The following is a 17,376-nucleotide window of genomic DNA, read 5'->3' as shown; positions in this document are numbered from 1 at the left end:
TGCCTTTACGCTTGCAGGATCGAAATTCGGGGAAACCGAATCCGACGTTCAAACTTGGGAGATAAAAATGAAATTAGTGAAATGCTTGACTGGACTGGCTTTGGCTGGTGCGCTGGCCGCACCGGCGCTGGCGCAGGACCCGACCTTTTTCCGTATTGGCACCGGCGGCGCCGGCGGAACGTATTTCCCCATTGGCGGCACCATAGCTAACGGCATCTCGGCCCCTCCGGGTTCGCGCCCCTGTGAAGAAGGTGGCCAGTGCGGTGTTCCGGGTCTGATTGCGATCGCGCAATCGACTACCGCGTCGGTGTTCAACAACGCTGCTGTTCAGAACGGCGAACTGGAAGCTGGCCTTGCGGCGGCGGACGTCACTCGATCGATGTATCTGGGCGAAGGCAAGTTCGAAGGCAAACCGCACCCCAAGCTGCGCATTGTCGCCAATCTGTTCCCTGAAGACCTGCATCTGGTGCTGCCAGCGGGTTCGACGATCAACGATCTGGGCGATCTGGAGGGCAAGCGAGTCGGTATCGCGCAGGCGGGATCAGGCACGCAAGTTGCCGTGCTGCAGATGCTGGATGCTTGGGGCGTCAACCGTGACAACATGGACGAAGCCGAGCTGAACAACAGCCAAAGCGCCGAGCGTTTGGCCGACGGTCAGCTGGACGCCTACTTCTATGCTGCGGGCTGGCCGGTTGCCGCGATGGTGCAGTTGTCCTCGACCAAGGGTATGAACCTGCATTCCTTCAGCGACGAAGATCTGGCCAAGATCAACGAGATCATCCCGGCCTATATCCCTTCGGCCATTCCTGGCGGCGTTTATGAAGGCATCGACGGCGAAACCAAGACCCCTGCGGTCAGCGCGATGCTGGTCGTGTCTTCGGACCTGTCGGATGATCTGGTCTATCAACTGACCCAAGCCCTGTGGAACGACAACACTCGTAAACTACTGGACAACGGCCATGCCAAGGGCAAGCAGATCACGCCGGATACAGCTCTGGACGGTGTCGAAGCGCTGGGCGTTCCGCTGCATCCGGGTGCCGAGAAGTTTTACAAAGAAGCTGGGCTTCTGCAGTAATCGCAACTCACCGTAACCTATCGTCCGGTGCCCCATAGCGGGGCACCGCACACTTGAATTATGCAAAATCAGGGGGCCATCATGACCGAGACCCAGAAACTTGATGACCACGAACTGACGGCCGAGGAACTTGCGGCCATCGAAGAACAGTTCGACGAAGGTGCCGCTGTTCGGCAGGTCACACCAACCACCGGTAAGGTCCTGCGCGTCGTTGCACTGATCTTTGCGTTCTATGAATTTTTCACTGCCGGGTTTGGCCTGCCTGCCGACCACTGGCATATGGGTATCTATCTGGCCCTGCTGTTTATTCTGGTTTACGCGACGATCCCGATTATCGGGTCGCAAAGCCTGTATGCGCTGAAAGTCAGCCGGTTCCGCATCGGCAACATACCCCTTTATGATCTGGTCTTCATGGCGCTGGGCATTGTTGCGGCGCTGTATGTTGGCGTTGCCTGGCGTGGCATTCCCTTTCTGGGGATCGAGGAGCAGACCTTCCGGATGGGTAACCCGAACGGGTACGACGTGTTCCTTGGTGTCGTCATCATCCTGCTGGTTCTGGACATCGCACGCCGCACGTTGGGCTGGGTTTTGCCGCTGATCATCTGCGTATTCATCTCATACGCGCTGCTGGGGCCGTATTTCCCCGGATTGCTGCAACATCCCGGTGTGAACTTCAAAACCTTCGTGTCTTCGATGTATTTCCCGCAGGAAGGCATCTATGGCGTCACTCTGTGGGTCGTTTCGACCATCGTGTTCCACTTTGTCCTGTTCGGCGTGATCGCACAGCGTACGGGTCTGGGGCAACTTTTCATCGATAACGCCACGATTTTGGCGGGCCGCTATACTGGCGGTCCGGCAAAAGTGTCGGTGGTATCCTCGGCCTTCTTCGGCACGATCTCGGGTTCTTCGGTGGCCAACACCGTTTCAACCGGCGCGCTGACAATTCCCAACATGAAGCGCCTTGGATACCCCGGCCATTTTGCTGGCGGGGTCGAGGCTGCGTCTTCGGCGGGTGGACAGATTACACCGCCGATAATGGGTGCTGCTGCGTTTATTATGGCCGAGTTCCTTGAGGTCCCGTATACCACTATCGTGATCGCGGCGATCTTCCCGGCCATCCTGCACTATGTCGGTGTCTTTGCCGTGGTACACCTGATGGCGCGCAAACTGAACTTGCAGGGTCTGGCCAAAGAGCAGCTGCCGCAGCTCAAGGCCGTCTGGGCCGAAGGCTGGGCGAACATTGTCCCTCTGATCGGTCTTCTGGTGGTTCTGTTCACTGGTTACACGCCATTTATGTCAGCTTTCTGTGGTATCTCGCTGGCGGTGATTGCGGGTATGTCGCGGATCAAACAGCCTCCGACGCTGATCTACGCAGCCGCATTCCTGGCCTTTGTCCTCTGGAAGTTCTCGGATGGCGGGTTCGATCTGACCATGACGGCCATTCTTTGCGCCTTGTCTGTGGTCGCAACGCTCAATCCGCAAAAACGGATCGAAGTGCCTGAGATGCTGCAGGCGGTCGAATTGGGTGTGAAATACTCGCTGGCTGTAGGTGCCGCGGCTGCTGCCGTGGGCATCGTGGTCGGTGTGATTAACACCACTGGCATCGGGTTCCGCATCGGGTTCATGGTGACGCAGGGCGCGGGCAATTTGGCGTCGGATCTGTACAACATGATCTCGTTCGGCAGCTTCCAGCTGTTTGCGATGGAAGACCTGCAGCTGTTCATCTCGCTGGTGTTCATTGCCATCGTCTGCATCCTGATGGGCGCGGGCATTCCGACTACGGCGTTGTACATCATGCTGGTATCCGTCGCGCAGCCTGCGCTGGCGCAGCTTGGCGTGCCGCCGATCGCCAGCCACCTGTTCGTTTTGTACTACGGGGTAGTTTCTGAAATCACGCCGCCGGTCTGTACTTCGGCCTATGCGGCGGCGGCGATTGCGAACTCGAACCCGTTCCGCACCGGACTGTCGGCTTTTACTCTCGGGTTGGGTAAGGTCATTGCGCCGATGGCATTTGTCTACGCGCCGGTTCTGCTGTTCGTGTCTTCGACAGGGTTTGATCTGTGGGAATTCACCTATACGGCTTCAAGCTGTATCGCGGGGGTAATCGCCCTGTCTGCAGCGGTCGTTGGCTATTGGCTGAGCCCCTTGAACATGGTGTCGCGCATCTTAATGGCGGTCGCCGGGGTTATTTTCGTGGCTCCGACATTGACCGCCGATCTGGTCGCGCTGGCCGTGGCTTCACCGGTTATTGTAACGCAGTTGATTGCCCGCAATCGCAGCCATTCCACGGCCTGACAAATGACGGAACAAGTCACCATCATCGGTGCCGGCATCGTCGGCATCTGCTGCGCCCTGTCACTTCAGGAACGCGGCATCCAGGTTCGGCTCGTCGATAGGGGCGAGCCGGGTCAGGAGACCTCGTTCGGGAATGCCGGCGTGGTGTCGCCGTGGTCGATCATCCCACAGGCGGTTCCGGGGATATGGAAGAAACTGCCCCAGATGCTTTTAGACCCGAAAAGCGCACTTTCGGTCCAGCCTGCCTTCTGGCCGAAGATGATCCCCTGGGGTCTGCGATTTCTGGGCAATTCCAGTGAAAAGACTGTGCGCGAAGTATCGGATGCGATGGAACTTCTGTGCCGTCCGTCGATTGACCTGTACCGTCGGTACCTGCAAGGCACTGGCCACGAGGATCTGATTGCTGACAGCTACTATGTCCATGCGTTCCGTCGTCCTGAACAAGCAAACCTAGAAGGCCTCGACTATCTAATTCGTCAGGAAAAAGGCGGTCAGCTTGAGCGCGTGGACGGTCAGGAATTGCGCCGTCTGGAACCTGCGCTGACGCCCGAGTTCAAAGCGGCTGTACTGATCAAGGGGCAGGCCCGCGTAACCTCGCCTGGGCGCGTTGGAGCGGTTCTGGCGGAAAAAGCGCGCCGGCAGGGTGCCGAGATCGTAAAGACTGAGATCACTGGGCTGACCGCGACACAGGACGGCGATTGGCATCTGTCCACGCCGCAAAGGAGTTTGCACGCGCGCAAGGTCATTCTGGCGGCGGGCGTTTGGTCAGCCGACCTTTTGAAACCGCTTGGTCTGTCTGTTCCGCTTGTCGCCGAGCGTGGGTATCACGTTGAATTCCCGACACCCGCCGCCAACCTGAACAACTCGGTCATGGATGTGGATGCTAAGGTGGTGGCAAGCTCGATGGCGGATGGGCTTCGGGTGGCCGGGACGGCCGAGTTCGCAAAGGTCGACGCGCCGGTCGATCCGCGCAAGGAAAGGATCCTGACGGAACAGGCTAAATCCATGGTGCCGGATCTCGATACCAGTCAGGCGCGGTTCTGGATGGGGCGGCGACCCTCATTCCCCGACAGCCTTCCTGCGATTGGACAGATTGAGGGCAAAACCGGGCTATATGCTGCGTTCGGGCATTCACACTACGGCCTGATGATGGCCCCAAAAACCGGAGAACTGGTTGCTGATCTTGTGTCCGACCGCAAGCCGAACATCAATCTGGCGCCGTATTCCCCCAACCGGTTTTGAATCTGCGGCACATTCACATCGAAAGGACTTGAATACCATGCCGATCTACGAAGGCGGTCAGAACATCTGCGGGGCCTCAATAGGCGTTCTTTGTCTTGAGAGCTATTTCCCTAAACCTCCGGGCCATATCAAGAATCCATCCAGCCTACCGTTTCCAGTTCTGTATGAAATGATCGACGGCGTGACCGTTCCGACCCTGCTGAAAAACCCCACGCCCGAGCTTCTTGACCCGTTCATCAAAGGTGCGCAGAGGCTTGAGGCCGAAGGCGTGCGAGCCATCACCGGCAGCTGCGGATTTCTGGCCTTGTTTCAAAAGGAACTGGCGGCGGCGGTGTCCGTCCCTGTATTTTCATCCAGCCTGATCCAGGTGCCTCTGGCCTTTCATATGACCGGGGCCGACGCGCCGGTAGGCGTAGTGACAGCCGACGCCTCGGCGTTGACGGATCGGCATTTTGAAGGCGTCGGGGCCGCTAATATTCCCGTCGCCGTACAAGGGTTGGAGCACACCAGCGAATTCGCCGAAGTGATCCTGCGAAACACAAGAACCCGAATGGATACAGATCTGATCGAGGCCGAGTTGATGGAAGCGGTGCGCAACCTGAAACAGCAGTCACCTGACATCCGGTCTATCGTTCTGGAATGCACCGATCTGCCGCCATACTCCGCGCTTATTCAGCAAGAGCTTCAGCTGCCGGTATTTGACCTGACGACCTTGGCTCAAATGGCACACACAGTTGCCACGCGCAGCGCATATTCCGGGATCATGCCCTGGACGTAAATATTAACGGGCCGTGCGTTTCCTACCTTATCGGAAAGGCATGGACCCCGGCCCGCAATTGCGGATACTCCAATCCTTGCAAGGGGTGACCATGATCAAGGGGGTGTGAAGTGACTGTCGAGCTATCCATCCTGATGGTCGCCATCTGCTTGGGTGCTGTACTTCAGGTCGGCGTTGGTATCGGGTTCAGCATCATCGCGGGCCCGCCAATGATGATCCTGTTGGGAACATCGACAGCCGTGCCCGTCTTGCTGTTGTTGAACACCATAGTGTCATTGATTGCTTCCGACCGGCGCATCATTGCGATTAAACGGAAGACTATCATTGTCGGCATTTCCGGGTGCCTTGCCGGCGTGGTCGCAGGGCTGGCGATCTACCCGTTTCTAAGCGAGGTGTTCGTTCTTACCCTGACGGCCTGCTTGCTATTGATCGGGTTGATTACAACTTTGATCCCTTTTCACCGCGCCATTGGCACGGCGGGTTTTTCAGCCGTATCGGGTTTGTCCGGGCTAGCAACCGTATGGGCGGCGACACCGGGTCCCCTGATGGTGTTCGGTCTGATTGCGAAGGGTTGCCAAGCCAAAGAAGTCGCAAAGTTGGTTCAGCCTATTGCTCTGGTGGCCTATGGCATTGCGTTCTTGTTGCACAGCATGTCGTCGGCGCAGGCGATCCCGTTCGGGCCGCAGTTATGGGCCTTCGCTGTAGTCACTCTTGTCGGCAGCCTGATTGGCCGCGCTATCAGCCGGTATCTGCCGCAACCTCTAATCACCGCAGCAATCCGTGTGGTTTCGCTGATCGCCTGCTGTGTTCTCTTTCAACGTGCCTATGTGATGGCCTATCTCTGAGGGGCAAGTGATGACACACAAAGATATTCTGGCCCAATTCCCACGCGCCCAATTTATGTCCGGCCCAACTCCGCTAGAACGCCTGAACAGGATGTCTGACGAGCTGGGTATTGATCTCTGGCTGAAACGCGATGATCTGACGGGCCTCGGGTTTGGGGGAAACAAGACACGGCAGCTCGAATTCTATTTCGGCGACGCGCTGGAGCAAGGTGCTGATACCGTCCTGATCACGGGTGCGGTTCAATCCAATTATGTACGCTCTGCCGCCGCAGCCGCCGCAAGGTTGGGCATGCAGTCGGTCCTGCAACTGGAAGAGCGGGTGCGCGATATGGGGCCTGACTATTACACCTCCGGGAATGTGCTGTTGGCCAAAATCCTGGGGGCAGAACACATGAGCTATCCTCTGGGTGAGGATGAGGCCGGAGCAGATGCAGCCCTGCATGCGCGGGCGGATGAGTTGAAGGCGCAAGGACGCAAGCCTTACGTCATTCATCTGGGGCTGCACCACCCGCCGCTGGGTGCTCTGGGGTACGTCGCCGCTGGTCTGGAAATGTGCCAACAGATGCGCGGTTTCGATGCGGTCGTGGTTCCGTCGGGCAGCGGGGCGACGCATGGCGGCTTGCTGACCGGGGTCGCGTTGGCAGAGGTGCCCGCGCCGATGTTCGGTGTCTGCGTGCGCCGCGATAGGAACCAGCAGCACTCACGAATGGAAATCGTCCTGCAAAAGCTGGCTGATTTGCTTGGTATTGAAGCAGCTCCTTTGCAGGACAGGATTGAGGTTATGGACGAGGCCTTGCCCCCAGGCTACGGCAAGTTAAGCCCCAAGACACAGGCCGCTTTGGAAAAGATGGCTCGGACCGAAGGAATTTTCCTCGATCCTGTTTATACCGCGAAAACTTTCGCCGGATTACTGCATCTGGTTGAAACAGGAAAAATCCAGCCGGGGCAGAAGGTTGTCATGCTGCATACGGGCGGGCTGCCCGCGTTGTTTGGCTACCAAAGCGAGCTGATTGCCAACCTACCGTAGTACAATCTACACATGAGATGGTTAGGCATCTGCCAGCCAATCCAGTATTTTCAACGCTGCGGAGTTGCGATGAGCGCGCTCCGCCAGGCACGCGAAATAACCGCGTTCTGTATTTAGTCGCCTTGTTGTCACCGGCGCTAGTTGCTTAAGGTCAAAATGGTCCTGCAACAGTGTTTCCCATCCCAAGATCACGCCGTCACCGTTCAATGCGGCCTGCAGATAAACCATGAAGCTGGTGAATTTTCGCTCGGACACCGGCGAAGGTGGAGCGACGCCAGTACCTGCGAAGAACGTATTCCAGTCGTCGGTGTGATTGCCCATTGTAAGATAAAGAAGGGGGCATTGGGATAAGGCCGTCGGGGTGTCAGGGATCGTGTTCGCGACATTCGGATGTGCCACGGCGACCATGGTTTCCTGAAAGATCAGGCGGTGTTTAACCCCCGGCAGCCGGTCTGGATGGTCAAACGCAACGATGATGTCTGCGTCAGGTCCAAAGGCATCGTTTTGATCCCGGGAAATCAATTCGATAGAGATTTCGGGATACGCCGCGCGAAAGGCGGGCAGGCGTTTCATAAGATAACAGCTGGCGAAACCGATGGTCGTGTTAACGGTGACAACCTTTCTGTCTGAACGATGGCAGATTTGTTCTGCTGCGCTGCTGACTTGCATAATGCCGCTGGCGACAGCGCGAAACAGAACCTCACCTTCTCGCGTCAGTGAAATATTGGGCCGGGTACGATTCAAAAGCCCGACACCAAGTTCCGTTTCAAGTGCGGCGACGCGACGGCTGATCGCGGGTTGCTGTACGTTCAGCTCTTGCGCGGCACGCGTAAAGCTTTGGTGCCGCGCGGCCGCCTCAAAAGCAATCAGCAATTTCCAGTTCAGAGATGTCACATCATTCCCCTGCGGAATGTCAAATATAAGGATTTTCGATCTATCGGAGAAAAACAAGCAAAATTAGCATTCTCCTAGAAATGCGGTATTCCTCAAGTGAGGTGCATTATGAAGGTGCAGGCAACGGTTGTTTATAACCAGCGACAATGGAAGTGCGTCCAAATATTGGAGCTGGCACATCAGGTTCGGGATGAAGCTCTAGTTCGCATAAGAACCACCGGTGTCATCCTGATTGCCGGATGGGTGCCGTGACCCAGACCGCCCTTACCCGTTTGGCCACATTTGTGGTCGAAGATCCGCTTGCGCCTGACACGGATACCTTGGGCGTGCTGCGCGATGGGGTGCTCGATACTTTGGGCTGCATTCTAGCAGGTGCAAGAACCGAAGTGGCCCACAAAACCCGCGCGGCTGTGAGGGCAATGTCCGTGGAAGGCAACGCAACTGTGCTGGGCGCCGAAGTAACAACGTCGCGCCCGCATGCGGCATTTTTGAATGCCGTCGCGGGTCACGCGCTGGATTTCGATGATTGGGAATTGCCCGGCAACACGCATCCGACCGTCGTTTTGTTTCCCGCGATGCTGGCCGTCATGGGGTCAGAGGCGTCGGGCCGTGAACTAGCGCAGGCCTATCTGGCGGGGTTCGAAGTTATAGCGCGTCTGGGGGAGGCGTTGAACTTTGAACACTACGATGCGGGGTGGCATTCCACGGCTACTTTGGGGGCTACAGCGGCGGCTGCCGCCTGCGCACGCCTTATGAGGCTTGACGCTGTGGAGACGGCCCACGCGATGTCCCTCTCCATCAGTGCCATCGGTGGCTATACCTGCCAGTTCGGGTCCAATGCCAAGCCGGTTCAGGCGGGGTTCGCCGCACGGGCAGGGGTCGAAGCCGCCTGTCTGGGTCGCGCGGGTGTCACCGGACAGGCCCATGTGTTGGATCATGAACGCGGGCAGGCGGCTTTGATGGGTGGGCTTGCGCCCGAACGGTTGGAGGAGGCGTTGGGGAAACTGGGAACAGGATACGCGCTGGCCGAATATGGGTTGGTTCTGAAGCCTTGGCCAAGCTGCGGATATACACATCGGATCATGACCTGCGCGCTAAGAATTCGCGATCGCATTGACCCGTCGAAAATAAGTGCGGTTGACCTTTACTTGCCCGATTTCCACGCCGCCGTTTTGCCATTTGATCAACCCAAATCCACCCCAGAGGCGTTGTTCAGTCTACCGTTTGTGGCGGCAATGGGGATAGTTCATGGTGACTTGACGCATGCCGACCTCAAGGCGGAAGCGTGGAACGAGCCGATAATTGGTCGCCTGATTGCCAAGTCGCGTGTGCACGCTTTTGCGCCAAATCAGCCCGGTCAGAACTATTCGGCCAAAGACCCAGACCGGGTTGTGTTGACGCTTGATGATGGACAGACCATCGAAGAGAGCTGCAGCTTCCCCACAGGTGCGCCGCAATCCCCGATGTCACAATCGCAGCTGTGGGCGAAGTTCGCGGCAAATGCGGGGCAAGTGCCCGAAACATGGATCGAGCGATTGCGGATCTGGCCCGAGTTGCCGGCCGTTTCCGCGCTGTTTTGCCGTCAGGGAGAATATGCATGAACCGCGTAAGATCAGGGCGGGCCGCTCGCAGGTTACAGCGAAAGGGTGGGGCGGGCACAGGCCCAACCCACGCGATCTGGCCGGGCATTGAAGGTGGTCAATACCGCCCGATCTCAACCGATGGCGTTGAAGCTATCCATAAAACCGCGCTGCGCATTCTGGCCGAGATCGGCATGGCCAATGCGTCCTCTCGCTGTGTCGACACCGTCGTTGCTGCTGGGGGCTCGGTTTCAAAGGGCGGTCGGCTTTTGTTTCCGTTCAAGATGGTTGAACAGGTGCTGGAAGTGGTTGGGCGCGGTTTCAAGCTGTACGGTCAGCGCCCGGAATATGACTTGCAGCCAAGCGGTACACGCATACACCTTGGCACGTCGGGTGCTGCGGTCCACATCGTCGACAGCAAAACGGGCGAGGTGCGCGATAGCAGGCTGAAGGACCTGCACGACATGGCGCGGCTGGCTGAAGCGCTGCCCAATATCCACATGTTTCAGCGCACCGTTGTCGCACGGGATATACCTGACACACACGCAATGGAGATGAACACCGCTTTTGCTTGTGCAGCGGGTACGGCCAAGCCAATCGGAACTTCCTTCAGTTCTGCCGAGACTATGCGTGCAGCGGTCGAGATGTTCCATATGATCTCGGGGAGCGAAGCGGCCTGGCGGGCAAGACCGTTCTGCTGCGTTTCCACATGTTTTGTCGTACCCCCCCTGACTTTTGCCGCCGACGCATTACGCATCATAGAATGCGCGGCCGACACCGGCACACCGCTTAAACTGGTGTCGGCGGGGCAGGCGGGCGCGACAAGCCCTGCTCCCTTGGCGGGCGCCGTCGCACAGCAGACCGCTGAGGTTCTTGCCGGGCTTGTCTATCTGAATTTACTGAATCCCGGGCACCCGGCGCTGTTTGGTGCGTTGCCTTTTGTCAGCGATCTTCGCACCGGAGCGATGTCCGGTGGCAGTGCCGAGCAAGGCGTGTTGATGGCCGCCTGTGCGCAGATGGCGCAATATTATGGTATTCCCTGTGCGGTGAGTGCGGGGATGACGGACAGCAAACTGCCGGATTTTCAGGCGGGGTACGAAAAAGGCATAACCGAATTACTCAGCGCGTTGGCAGGGGCCAATCTGATCTACGAAGCCGCTGGCATGTACGGCTCGCTTCTGGCAGCGAGCAAAGAAAGCTTTGTGCTGGACAATGACCTAATAGGCTCGGTGATGCGTGCGACACGAGGGTTTGAGATCACCGAGGATGCGCTTGCATTCGATGTGATCCGCGACATGTGTTTGGATGGTCCCGGGCATTTTCTTGGTGCGGGTCAAACGCTGGGTCGCATGCAAAGCGACTATTATTATCCCGCGCTTGCGGATCGAACGACGCCACAAGCCTGGTCGGATGCGGGCTCACCCAGCTTGATTGAGGCAGCACGAGCCCAGACCGACGCGATCCTCGCGGGTGATCCTACACCGGTGTTCGGATCGAAAACAGCAGCCGACATCGCGCAGCGTTTTCCCGAAATTGGCAGGTATTTCTCTTAAAAACTTCGGCAAATATCGCACCATTGGCTTTAAGCCTTGAGTTGATCCAAAATCAGATTCAGAACTTCGCGTACTCGCGTCCCAAATTGCGGAGCTTCAGACGCGCGGGGGGCTGTGATATTCAGAACCGAAACTGGGTTTGACTGCCATCAATCCCTAACATGCTCAGCGCAAATAGCTAAACCCGATCTGATGTTAACAACCGGACGGGGATTTTTTATTATATAATAATGGTTTGCTGTGTTATGGGTCTGATTGAACCATCCTAGAAGACCAACGTGGTAACGCTTGATAAGACATTGCCGCGGGTGCGTTCTGCAACGTCTTGAGTTTCGTTTCGGTCAGGCTATCAAGATGTTCGGGAATCCGGCCATCCTCGTTCATGCGCCCCTTTGGTGGGCGAGCACCAAAGCGGCCACATCCACGCGGGTCTGTTTTCCCGTGACGATTTTCATAACCTAAGTCTCCTTTCGTTTTGGCTTAGGCTGGTCAATTTGCCCAGGTGCGGCAATCTAAGAAAGTGCAAGTGACTGGTGGAATTCACCACTTGCACGAAACGGATTTTAACCGGCTCATAAGGCATAACTCCGGTCGACGTGAAAACGCGCGGTCCAAACCATAGTTTTGCCAAATTGAAACTCGTATCTGGCGATGAGTAGTGAATAACAGGAACAGGCTTTGTTAAGCGCCATCATTAACGCCGCGTCTCAGCAATATATGGATATCCGGCTGAACGCCTCGGGCGGATATCACGTTCGCATTGTCGAACGACCCGGATTATGGATGTCATCTTCCGAGTTGGACGAGTTGGTTGCCGACTTGCGTCAGGTGGCGTCCAAAACCCTTCCAGCAGGTGAATTGGCCTATGGAGTTTTCGCCAGGGATCGCGACCGGCTTGGGCAATCCGTTATCACTTTGGTCTCGCGCCGGGATGATCAGACGCCTGTGGCCTTTAACGCGCTTGCCTTGATTGATGTCGACCTGGGGCACCGGTCCGAAGAGGTTTTGCATCTGGGGCTGGTCATGGTCGACCCAAACCTGCGCAGCCAAGGGCTTAGCTGGGTGTTGTATGGCCTGACCTGCGTGCTGATGCTGTTTCGCAATGGTATGCGCCCGCTGTGGATTTCGAATGTCACGCAGGTGCCTGCCGTTGTGGGGCTGGTCGGAAACGGGTTCGCACGGGTGTTCCCTACTCCGGAGGGAGGCGCGCAGAGCCGGCGTAGCCTTCTGCACCTTTTGCTGGCGCGTGGCATTATGCGGCATCATCGTCACGTCTTTGGGGTAGGCCCCGAAGCCGGATTTGATGAAGAGCGTTTCGTAATCACCAACGCTTATACTGGCGGCTCGGACTATCTGAAGAAAACGTTCGAGGATGCCCCCAAGCACCGGGACCAGATCGTCAACGAATATTGCCGCGATCAGTTGAACTATGATCGTGGCGACGATGTGTTGCAGTTGGGCCAGATGGATACGCCGACCGCTCTGTCCTATGTCGGGCGCGAGGTTCCCCGGGGGTCCTTTGCGGCTGTCGCGCTGGCCGTCGTCGCTGCTGTTTTGCAACGTATGGCGCTGCCGTTGTGGCAGTGGGCCGATACACGGCGGGACTTTGGCATCCTGCGGGCACGAGAACAGGAAAAATGACCAAATTTACCTATCAGGAATTCACGACACGCAATCTCGGTTTTGTTTCTGAGGATCAACAGTCGGCGTTGCGCAATGCCCGTGTATTTGTCTGCGGGACCGGAGGGATGGGCGGCAGTGCGATCATGACCCTGATCCGCGCCGGAGTAGGGCGCTTGATCCTTGCTGATCTAGACGCGTTCGAAATTTCGAACCTGAACCGTCAGCTTTTCGCCACCCTGGCGACCGTTGACCACGACAAGGCCAAGGCGACCCGCGATCAGTGTATGCAGATCAATCCCGAAGCCGAGATTGAGGTTCTGGGGTCAGATTGGACCGATCATGTAGATCGTTTGGTTCAAACTGCGGATGTGGTGATCAACGGCACCGATGATCTTGGTGCCAGCCTGCTGCTGTACCGGACCGCGCGTGCCAAGGGGCGGGCAGTGATTGACGCCTATGCTTCGCCCCTGCCGTCGGTTTATGTCACTAAGCCTGCCGATCCGATGCCGGAAGAGCGCCTGGGGTATCCAACGCAAGACTCTGCTTGGAATTCACTGACACCAGGCATGCGCGATGCGGCAGCTACGGCAGAGGCCGAGTATGTGCTGACGCATTCGTCGTCGCGCCATCATGTTGATCTAGCGCTGGCGGGGGAGGTGATTGCAGGTACCCGCAGCCGCATGTCCTTTGCCCCGATGGTGATCATGGCCGGAACGTTGATGGGGGGCGAGGCGATTAATGCCGTTCTGGGCCGTCCGCACGGAGCAGATCATCGCGGCTGGTTCCTGAACCCTCATACCGGCAAGATTGAGCGGCCTTTGCCGGGCATTCTGGCCGCTTTGATGCGCCCGCTGGTTCGTCGACAAATGAACAGGCTGTTAGCAGCATGACCGGGGCCGCCTTTACGGCTGATTTATGGGTATCGATTTGCGCCGCGCTGGGCGCGCTGGTTGTGCTGCTGCATCTGGGCGATCTTGTGCACAGGCCAGAAATCGCCAAACGATTTCGATTTTGCCTGTGGTTGCTGATCATTCTGATGCTGTCACGGATCGGTCATTGGAATGACTGGGGTTGGTTTTTCTCGGCGGTTGCAAACTGTTGTGCGGCGTTGTTGCCCTTGGCGGCGCTCATCCTAGCCGAAGGGTTGATGCGTCGGCATGCCCCGCCGATCCTGAAACTGACCTGCGCTTTGGGGGCGGTGGTTCTATCGCTGTTCGGTCTTCTTCAGTTCAGCAGCCTTGAGGGCCTTCGGTTGGCCGCTTTGTTGACATTTCAACTGATCGGGCTGGGCGGTGTGGCCGTGTTCGTGCTGCGCCGCGACCGCGCCAGCCTGTCCGTAGCGGAAAACAGGACCATCAACCGGATAAGCCTGTCTTTCCTGCTGATCCTGCCATTCCTAGCGACGGATTACATGCGGGACGCGATGGTTGAGGCCCCCGCCCGGTTGGGTGGTGTGGCGGTTCTTGTTCTGTGCTGGCTGTCGATTGGGATGAATCGTTCGGGTCTGCGGTCGCGGGATATTCTGCGCAGTTTCGGGATCGTATTTTTGGTGACAGGGCTGATGACCCTGATCCTGTCCGATCTTGCATCGCTTGACCTCGGAGGCAGTGTGCAGACGATGGCAATTATCCTGTCTGCGCTTATTCTGTTGGCGATCTGGCAGGCCGCAATTGCCTTACGGATCGAAGACCGCCAACTGATCGCTCTGCGCGAGATTGCCGAGGCCAAGGGGCAGGGCCCCGAGGTCAGCCTGACCCTGCTGCGCCGTGCTGCCGGCGCCCCGGATGCCGTACTGGTGGAAGCGGCAGATTTGGAGGAAATGAACCTTGAGGATCTGCAAGACCACTTCACCAAAATGCCGGTGCAACAATTGGGCGAGGCCAAGGACGAACAGGTCAACTGGTTGTTCTCCCGTTTCGATGCAACCCATGCCGTGCTGCTGTCCGCTGACCCGTTTCGGGTAGTGATGTTGAACAACCCCGAAATCGCCGCGTTGGACAGCACCGGGGCAGCCTTGCAAGCGGTGCAACGGATGGCAGGCATTCTGGTTGCAGGGAAACAAACATGATCCGGCTTCTGGAACGAGATTTCTCTAGCTTTTTCGCAGCTCCGTTTCACGCCTATGGGCCGGGCACCCCGTATGTGTCGCCGATGAAGGCAGACCTGAAACGGTTCTTGTCCCTTGGTAACCCTTTGTTTTCGGCCGCGTCCGACTTCACTTATTTCACCGCGTTGCGGAACCAGGAACCTGTGGGTCGGATAACCGCCCATCTGCATCGGGCGTCGAACGACTTACATGACGAAGCGCGCGCCTGCTTTGGTTACTTCGATTGCGCCGATGATCCGGATGCGGCGGCAGCTTTGCTAGGGGCCGCTGAAAACTGGGCCCGCGCCAAAGGCATGGCGCGGCTGACGGGCAATTTCAACCTGACCGCAATGCAGCAGGCAGGCGTGATGACAGCGGGCTTCGATCAAGCTCCATTTACCGACCAGATTTGGGGGCCAGCGCACCTGCCACGATTACTGCAGGCGAACGGGTACACGGCGCATTTCCCTGTGACTACGTTCGAACGCCGACTGGACACAAACCCAGCCCCGCAAGTTTTGCCCGACGCTCAGCGCGCGCAGCTGCTGGAGGAGGGGTTTTCTTTCGCGCCCGTCACCCGATCAACCATTGCCGAGCGGCTTGAGGATGCCCGTGCGATCCTGAACTGCAGTTTTTCGGATAACCCTATGTTTGTGCCAGTCTCGGCTGAAGAGTTTGCTTTTCAGGCAAAAGATCTGAAATGGATCATGGACCCGCGCATTTCCAAGGTGGTGCATTATCAGGGCAAACCGGTTGGGGCGGTGATTGCGATCCCTGATCTGAACCCGCTATTGCGGCGGCTCGGCTCGCGGATACGCTTGTCACTGCCTTGGCATTACCTGCGATACAAGGCCCGCAGGGACCGTGCTGTGGTGATTTTTCAGGGCGTCATGCCAGAGTTTCAAGGACGCTCGGTCAACCCACTGATGCTGAGCGACATGACGCGGGATATGATTGCGGCGGGGTACAAAACCGTTGGGGGCACCTGGATTGCCGATGAAAACACGGCCAGCCTGCGACAAACCGAAAAGGCAGGGGCCAAGCCGCTACACCGGCTGCATCTGTTTTCCAAGGATCTGATTTAATGGACCAAGCGGATTTCGAAGCCGTAGTGGGGCAGGCAATGCTCGCACCGTCAGCCCACAATACCCAACCCGCGCGGTGGGGGCTGCGGAATGGCGGTATCGAAGTTTTCGCGGACCTCTCAAGACGCTTGCCCATCGGTGACCCAGAGGATCGCGATTTAGAGGTCTCGTGCGGGGCGGCCGTAGAAGCCACGGTTCTGGCTTTAGCCGGGCGTGGGGAAGGGGCCAGAGTGAGTCTATTGGACGGTGTCGGGGTCAACGGATTGCGCCCAATCGCTCGGATTGTTCCCGAGGGGGTGGCGGACCCAGAGGTGGCCGCTTTGTCAGCCCAGATGTCCGGGCGATTGACCCATCGTGCCGGATTTTCACCAACGCCGGGTGCCGCATTTGAGGGCTGGAGTGTCCGGCACATGACATTAGTGACAGACGCGGATCAGATCGGATGGCTTGCCGACCAGATCGACATCGCATCGGCCCGGATCCTGCGGTCCAGAGCGTTTCGCGCCGAGTTGTTGAATTGGATGCGGTTGCACAGGGACGATCCAAATTTTGAAACCGATGGTCTGAATCGGAACGTGCTGGCCATGGATGCCATCACCGCACGGTTCGTGCCGTTCGTGCTTGGCGGCTGGGTCTTTGATCTGTTGTCCGCGTTGGGCTTTGGTCCGAAACTTTCAGGCGAGGCCACCCGCAGCAAAGAGGCAGGGGCAATCGCCTTGTTCCACTGGCCCTCCGGTGCGTCGATGGTCGAGGCTGGGCGCGTGTTCTATCGAAGCTGGCTACAGGCCTCTGCGCGGGGGATGGTCGGGTGGCCTGCGGCGGCGTTGGCAGATGATCCAGCCACGCGCTTAGCCGTATCGGACCGGTTCGCACTGCCCAGCGACAGTGTGCTGTTCAATGCTTTGCGACTGGGGGTCGCCAACGGAACCACCCCCAGCCGCGCGCGCCTTTCACTGCGCGATGTGATTGTTTAGGCGGCGATATTGTCGCCGACTTCTTTCAACAGTTTCTCGGTCTTTGCGTCCTCGATCCTGTTGTGCAGTCGCTGGGATTCTTCGCGGTCACGCAGGGTTTTGGTGATCGAAACGGTGGTGTGTACCAGCATCAGCGCCGACATCGAATAGAACCCTTTCGCAGCAAAGCTGGCCTCGAGGAAGTAGATGCCGCCCGCCATCATCAGCGCAGCGACGATAAATGAGCCAATGGTAAACATGTTCCATGCATTCGACTGAGGCAGGTTCAGAGTTTCTTCGGTATTCATGATATTATTCCTTTCACTCTTTCAGTTAGTTA

Annotated in this window: 15 protein-coding genes; 13 read left to right on the top strand and 2 right to left on the bottom strand. The window is 57.7% G+C overall.

All coding sequences use genetic code 11. From position 1 onward, the window contains the following. Positions 1-67: 67 nt before the first annotated feature. From ACR0DT_RS05570 to ACR0DT_RS05545, 6 genes are all read left to right on the top strand, one after another. On the top strand, positions 68-1,075 hold the full coding sequence (locus ACR0DT_RS05570; RefSeq protein WP_480709803.1) for a TAXI family TRAP transporter solute-binding subunit: 1,008 nt from the start codon (positions 68-70) through the stop codon (positions 1,073-1,075). An 81-nt stretch (positions 1,076-1,156) separates the two neighbouring features. Next, positions 1,157-3,370 (top strand): TRAP transporter permease, encoded by a 2,214-nt coding sequence (locus ACR0DT_RS05565; RefSeq protein ID WP_480709802.1) that lies wholly within the window; start codon positions 1,157-1,159, stop codon positions 3,368-3,370. 3 nt (positions 3,371-3,373) lie between these two features. Then, positions 3,374-4,612: an NAD(P)/FAD-dependent oxidoreductase gene (locus ACR0DT_RS05560; RefSeq protein WP_480709801.1), complete on the top strand. Its 1,239-nt coding sequence runs from the start codon at positions 3,374-3,376 to the stop codon at positions 4,610-4,612. 37 nt (positions 4,613-4,649) lie between these two features. Then, positions 4,650-5,390 (top strand): aspartate/glutamate racemase family protein, encoded by a 741-nt coding sequence (locus ACR0DT_RS05555; protein ID WP_480709800.1) that lies wholly within the window; start codon positions 4,650-4,652, stop codon positions 5,388-5,390. A 110-nt stretch (positions 5,391-5,500) separates the two neighbouring features. Beyond that, on the top strand, positions 5,501-6,235 hold the full coding sequence (locus ACR0DT_RS05550) for a TSUP family transporter (protein ID WP_480709799.1): 735 nt from the start codon (positions 5,501-5,503) through the stop codon (positions 6,233-6,235). Between the two features lie 10 nt (positions 6,236-6,245). Then, positions 6,246-7,262, top strand: coding sequence for a D-cysteine desulfhydrase family protein (locus ACR0DT_RS05545; protein ID WP_480709798.1), 1,017 nt, complete (start codon positions 6,246-6,248; stop codon positions 7,260-7,262). 21 nt (positions 7,263-7,283) lie between these two features. Here ACR0DT_RS05545 and ACR0DT_RS05540 read toward each other — a convergent pair whose 3' ends face one another. After that, on the bottom strand, positions 7,284-8,156 hold the full coding sequence (locus ACR0DT_RS05540; RefSeq protein WP_480709797.1) for a LysR substrate-binding domain-containing protein: 873 nt from the start codon (positions 8,154-8,156) through the stop codon (positions 7,284-7,286). 248 nt (positions 8,157-8,404) lie between these two features. On the opposite strand from ACR0DT_RS05540, the gene ACR0DT_RS05535 reads away from it, so the two are divergent. The 7 genes from ACR0DT_RS05535 to ACR0DT_RS05505 all read left to right on the top strand — a co-directional run bounded on the left by ACR0DT_RS05535 (position 8,405) and on the right by ACR0DT_RS05505 (position 17,057). Beyond that, positions 8,405-9,757, top strand: a complete 1,353-nt coding sequence (locus ACR0DT_RS05535; RefSeq protein WP_480709796.1) for an MmgE/PrpD family protein — start codon at positions 8,405-8,407, stop codon at positions 9,755-9,757. Further along, positions 9,754-11,289 carry a trimethylamine methyltransferase family protein gene (locus tag ACR0DT_RS05530; protein WP_480709795.1) on the top strand — a complete coding sequence of 512 codons (1,536 nt, stop codon included), beginning with the start codon at positions 9,754-9,756 and terminating at the stop codon, positions 11,287-11,289. Before ACR0DT_RS05535 ends, ACR0DT_RS05530 begins: the two co-directional genes overlap by 4 nt. Before the next feature lie 678 nt (positions 11,290-11,967). Next, on the top strand, positions 11,968-12,930 hold the full coding sequence (locus ACR0DT_RS05525; protein ID WP_480709794.1) for a hypothetical protein: 963 nt from the start codon (positions 11,968-11,970) through the stop codon (positions 12,928-12,930). Further along, positions 12,927-13,802: a ThiF family adenylyltransferase gene (locus ACR0DT_RS05520; protein WP_480709793.1), complete on the top strand. Its 876-nt coding sequence runs from the start codon at positions 12,927-12,929 to the stop codon at positions 13,800-13,802. Before ACR0DT_RS05525 ends, ACR0DT_RS05520 begins: the two co-directional genes overlap by 4 nt. Then, positions 13,799-14,980 carry a hypothetical protein gene (locus tag ACR0DT_RS05515; protein ID WP_480709792.1) on the top strand — a complete coding sequence of 394 codons (1,182 nt, stop codon included), beginning with the start codon at positions 13,799-13,801 and terminating at the stop codon, positions 14,978-14,980. Before ACR0DT_RS05520 ends, ACR0DT_RS05515 begins: the two co-directional genes overlap by 4 nt. After that, positions 14,977-16,083 carry a hypothetical protein gene (locus ACR0DT_RS05510; RefSeq protein WP_480709791.1) on the top strand — a complete coding sequence of 369 codons (1,107 nt, stop codon included), beginning with the start codon at positions 14,977-14,979 and terminating at the stop codon, positions 16,081-16,083. The genes ACR0DT_RS05515 and ACR0DT_RS05510 overlap by 4 nt, the downstream gene beginning before the upstream one ends. Further along, entirely contained in the window at positions 16,083-17,057 is a 975-nt protein-coding gene (locus tag ACR0DT_RS05505) for a nitroreductase family protein (protein ID WP_480709790.1), read from the top strand. Before ACR0DT_RS05510 ends, ACR0DT_RS05505 begins: the two co-directional genes overlap by 1 nt. On the opposite strand, the gene ACR0DT_RS05500 is transcribed toward ACR0DT_RS05505, so the two are convergent. Then, positions 17,054-17,344 (bottom strand): YiaA/YiaB family inner membrane protein, encoded by a 291-nt coding sequence (locus tag ACR0DT_RS05500; protein WP_480709789.1) that lies wholly within the window; start codon positions 17,342-17,344, stop codon positions 17,054-17,056. The two genes, ACR0DT_RS05505 and ACR0DT_RS05500, sit on opposite strands and share 4 nt — an antisense overlap. Positions 17,345-17,376 lie beyond the last annotated feature (32 nt).

The sequence above is a fragment of the Ruegeria sp. BI11 genome (assembly GCF_056538005.1).
The sequence above is the reverse complement of the archived record's forward strand: the minus strand, read 5'-3'. Positions and strand labels throughout refer to the sequence as shown.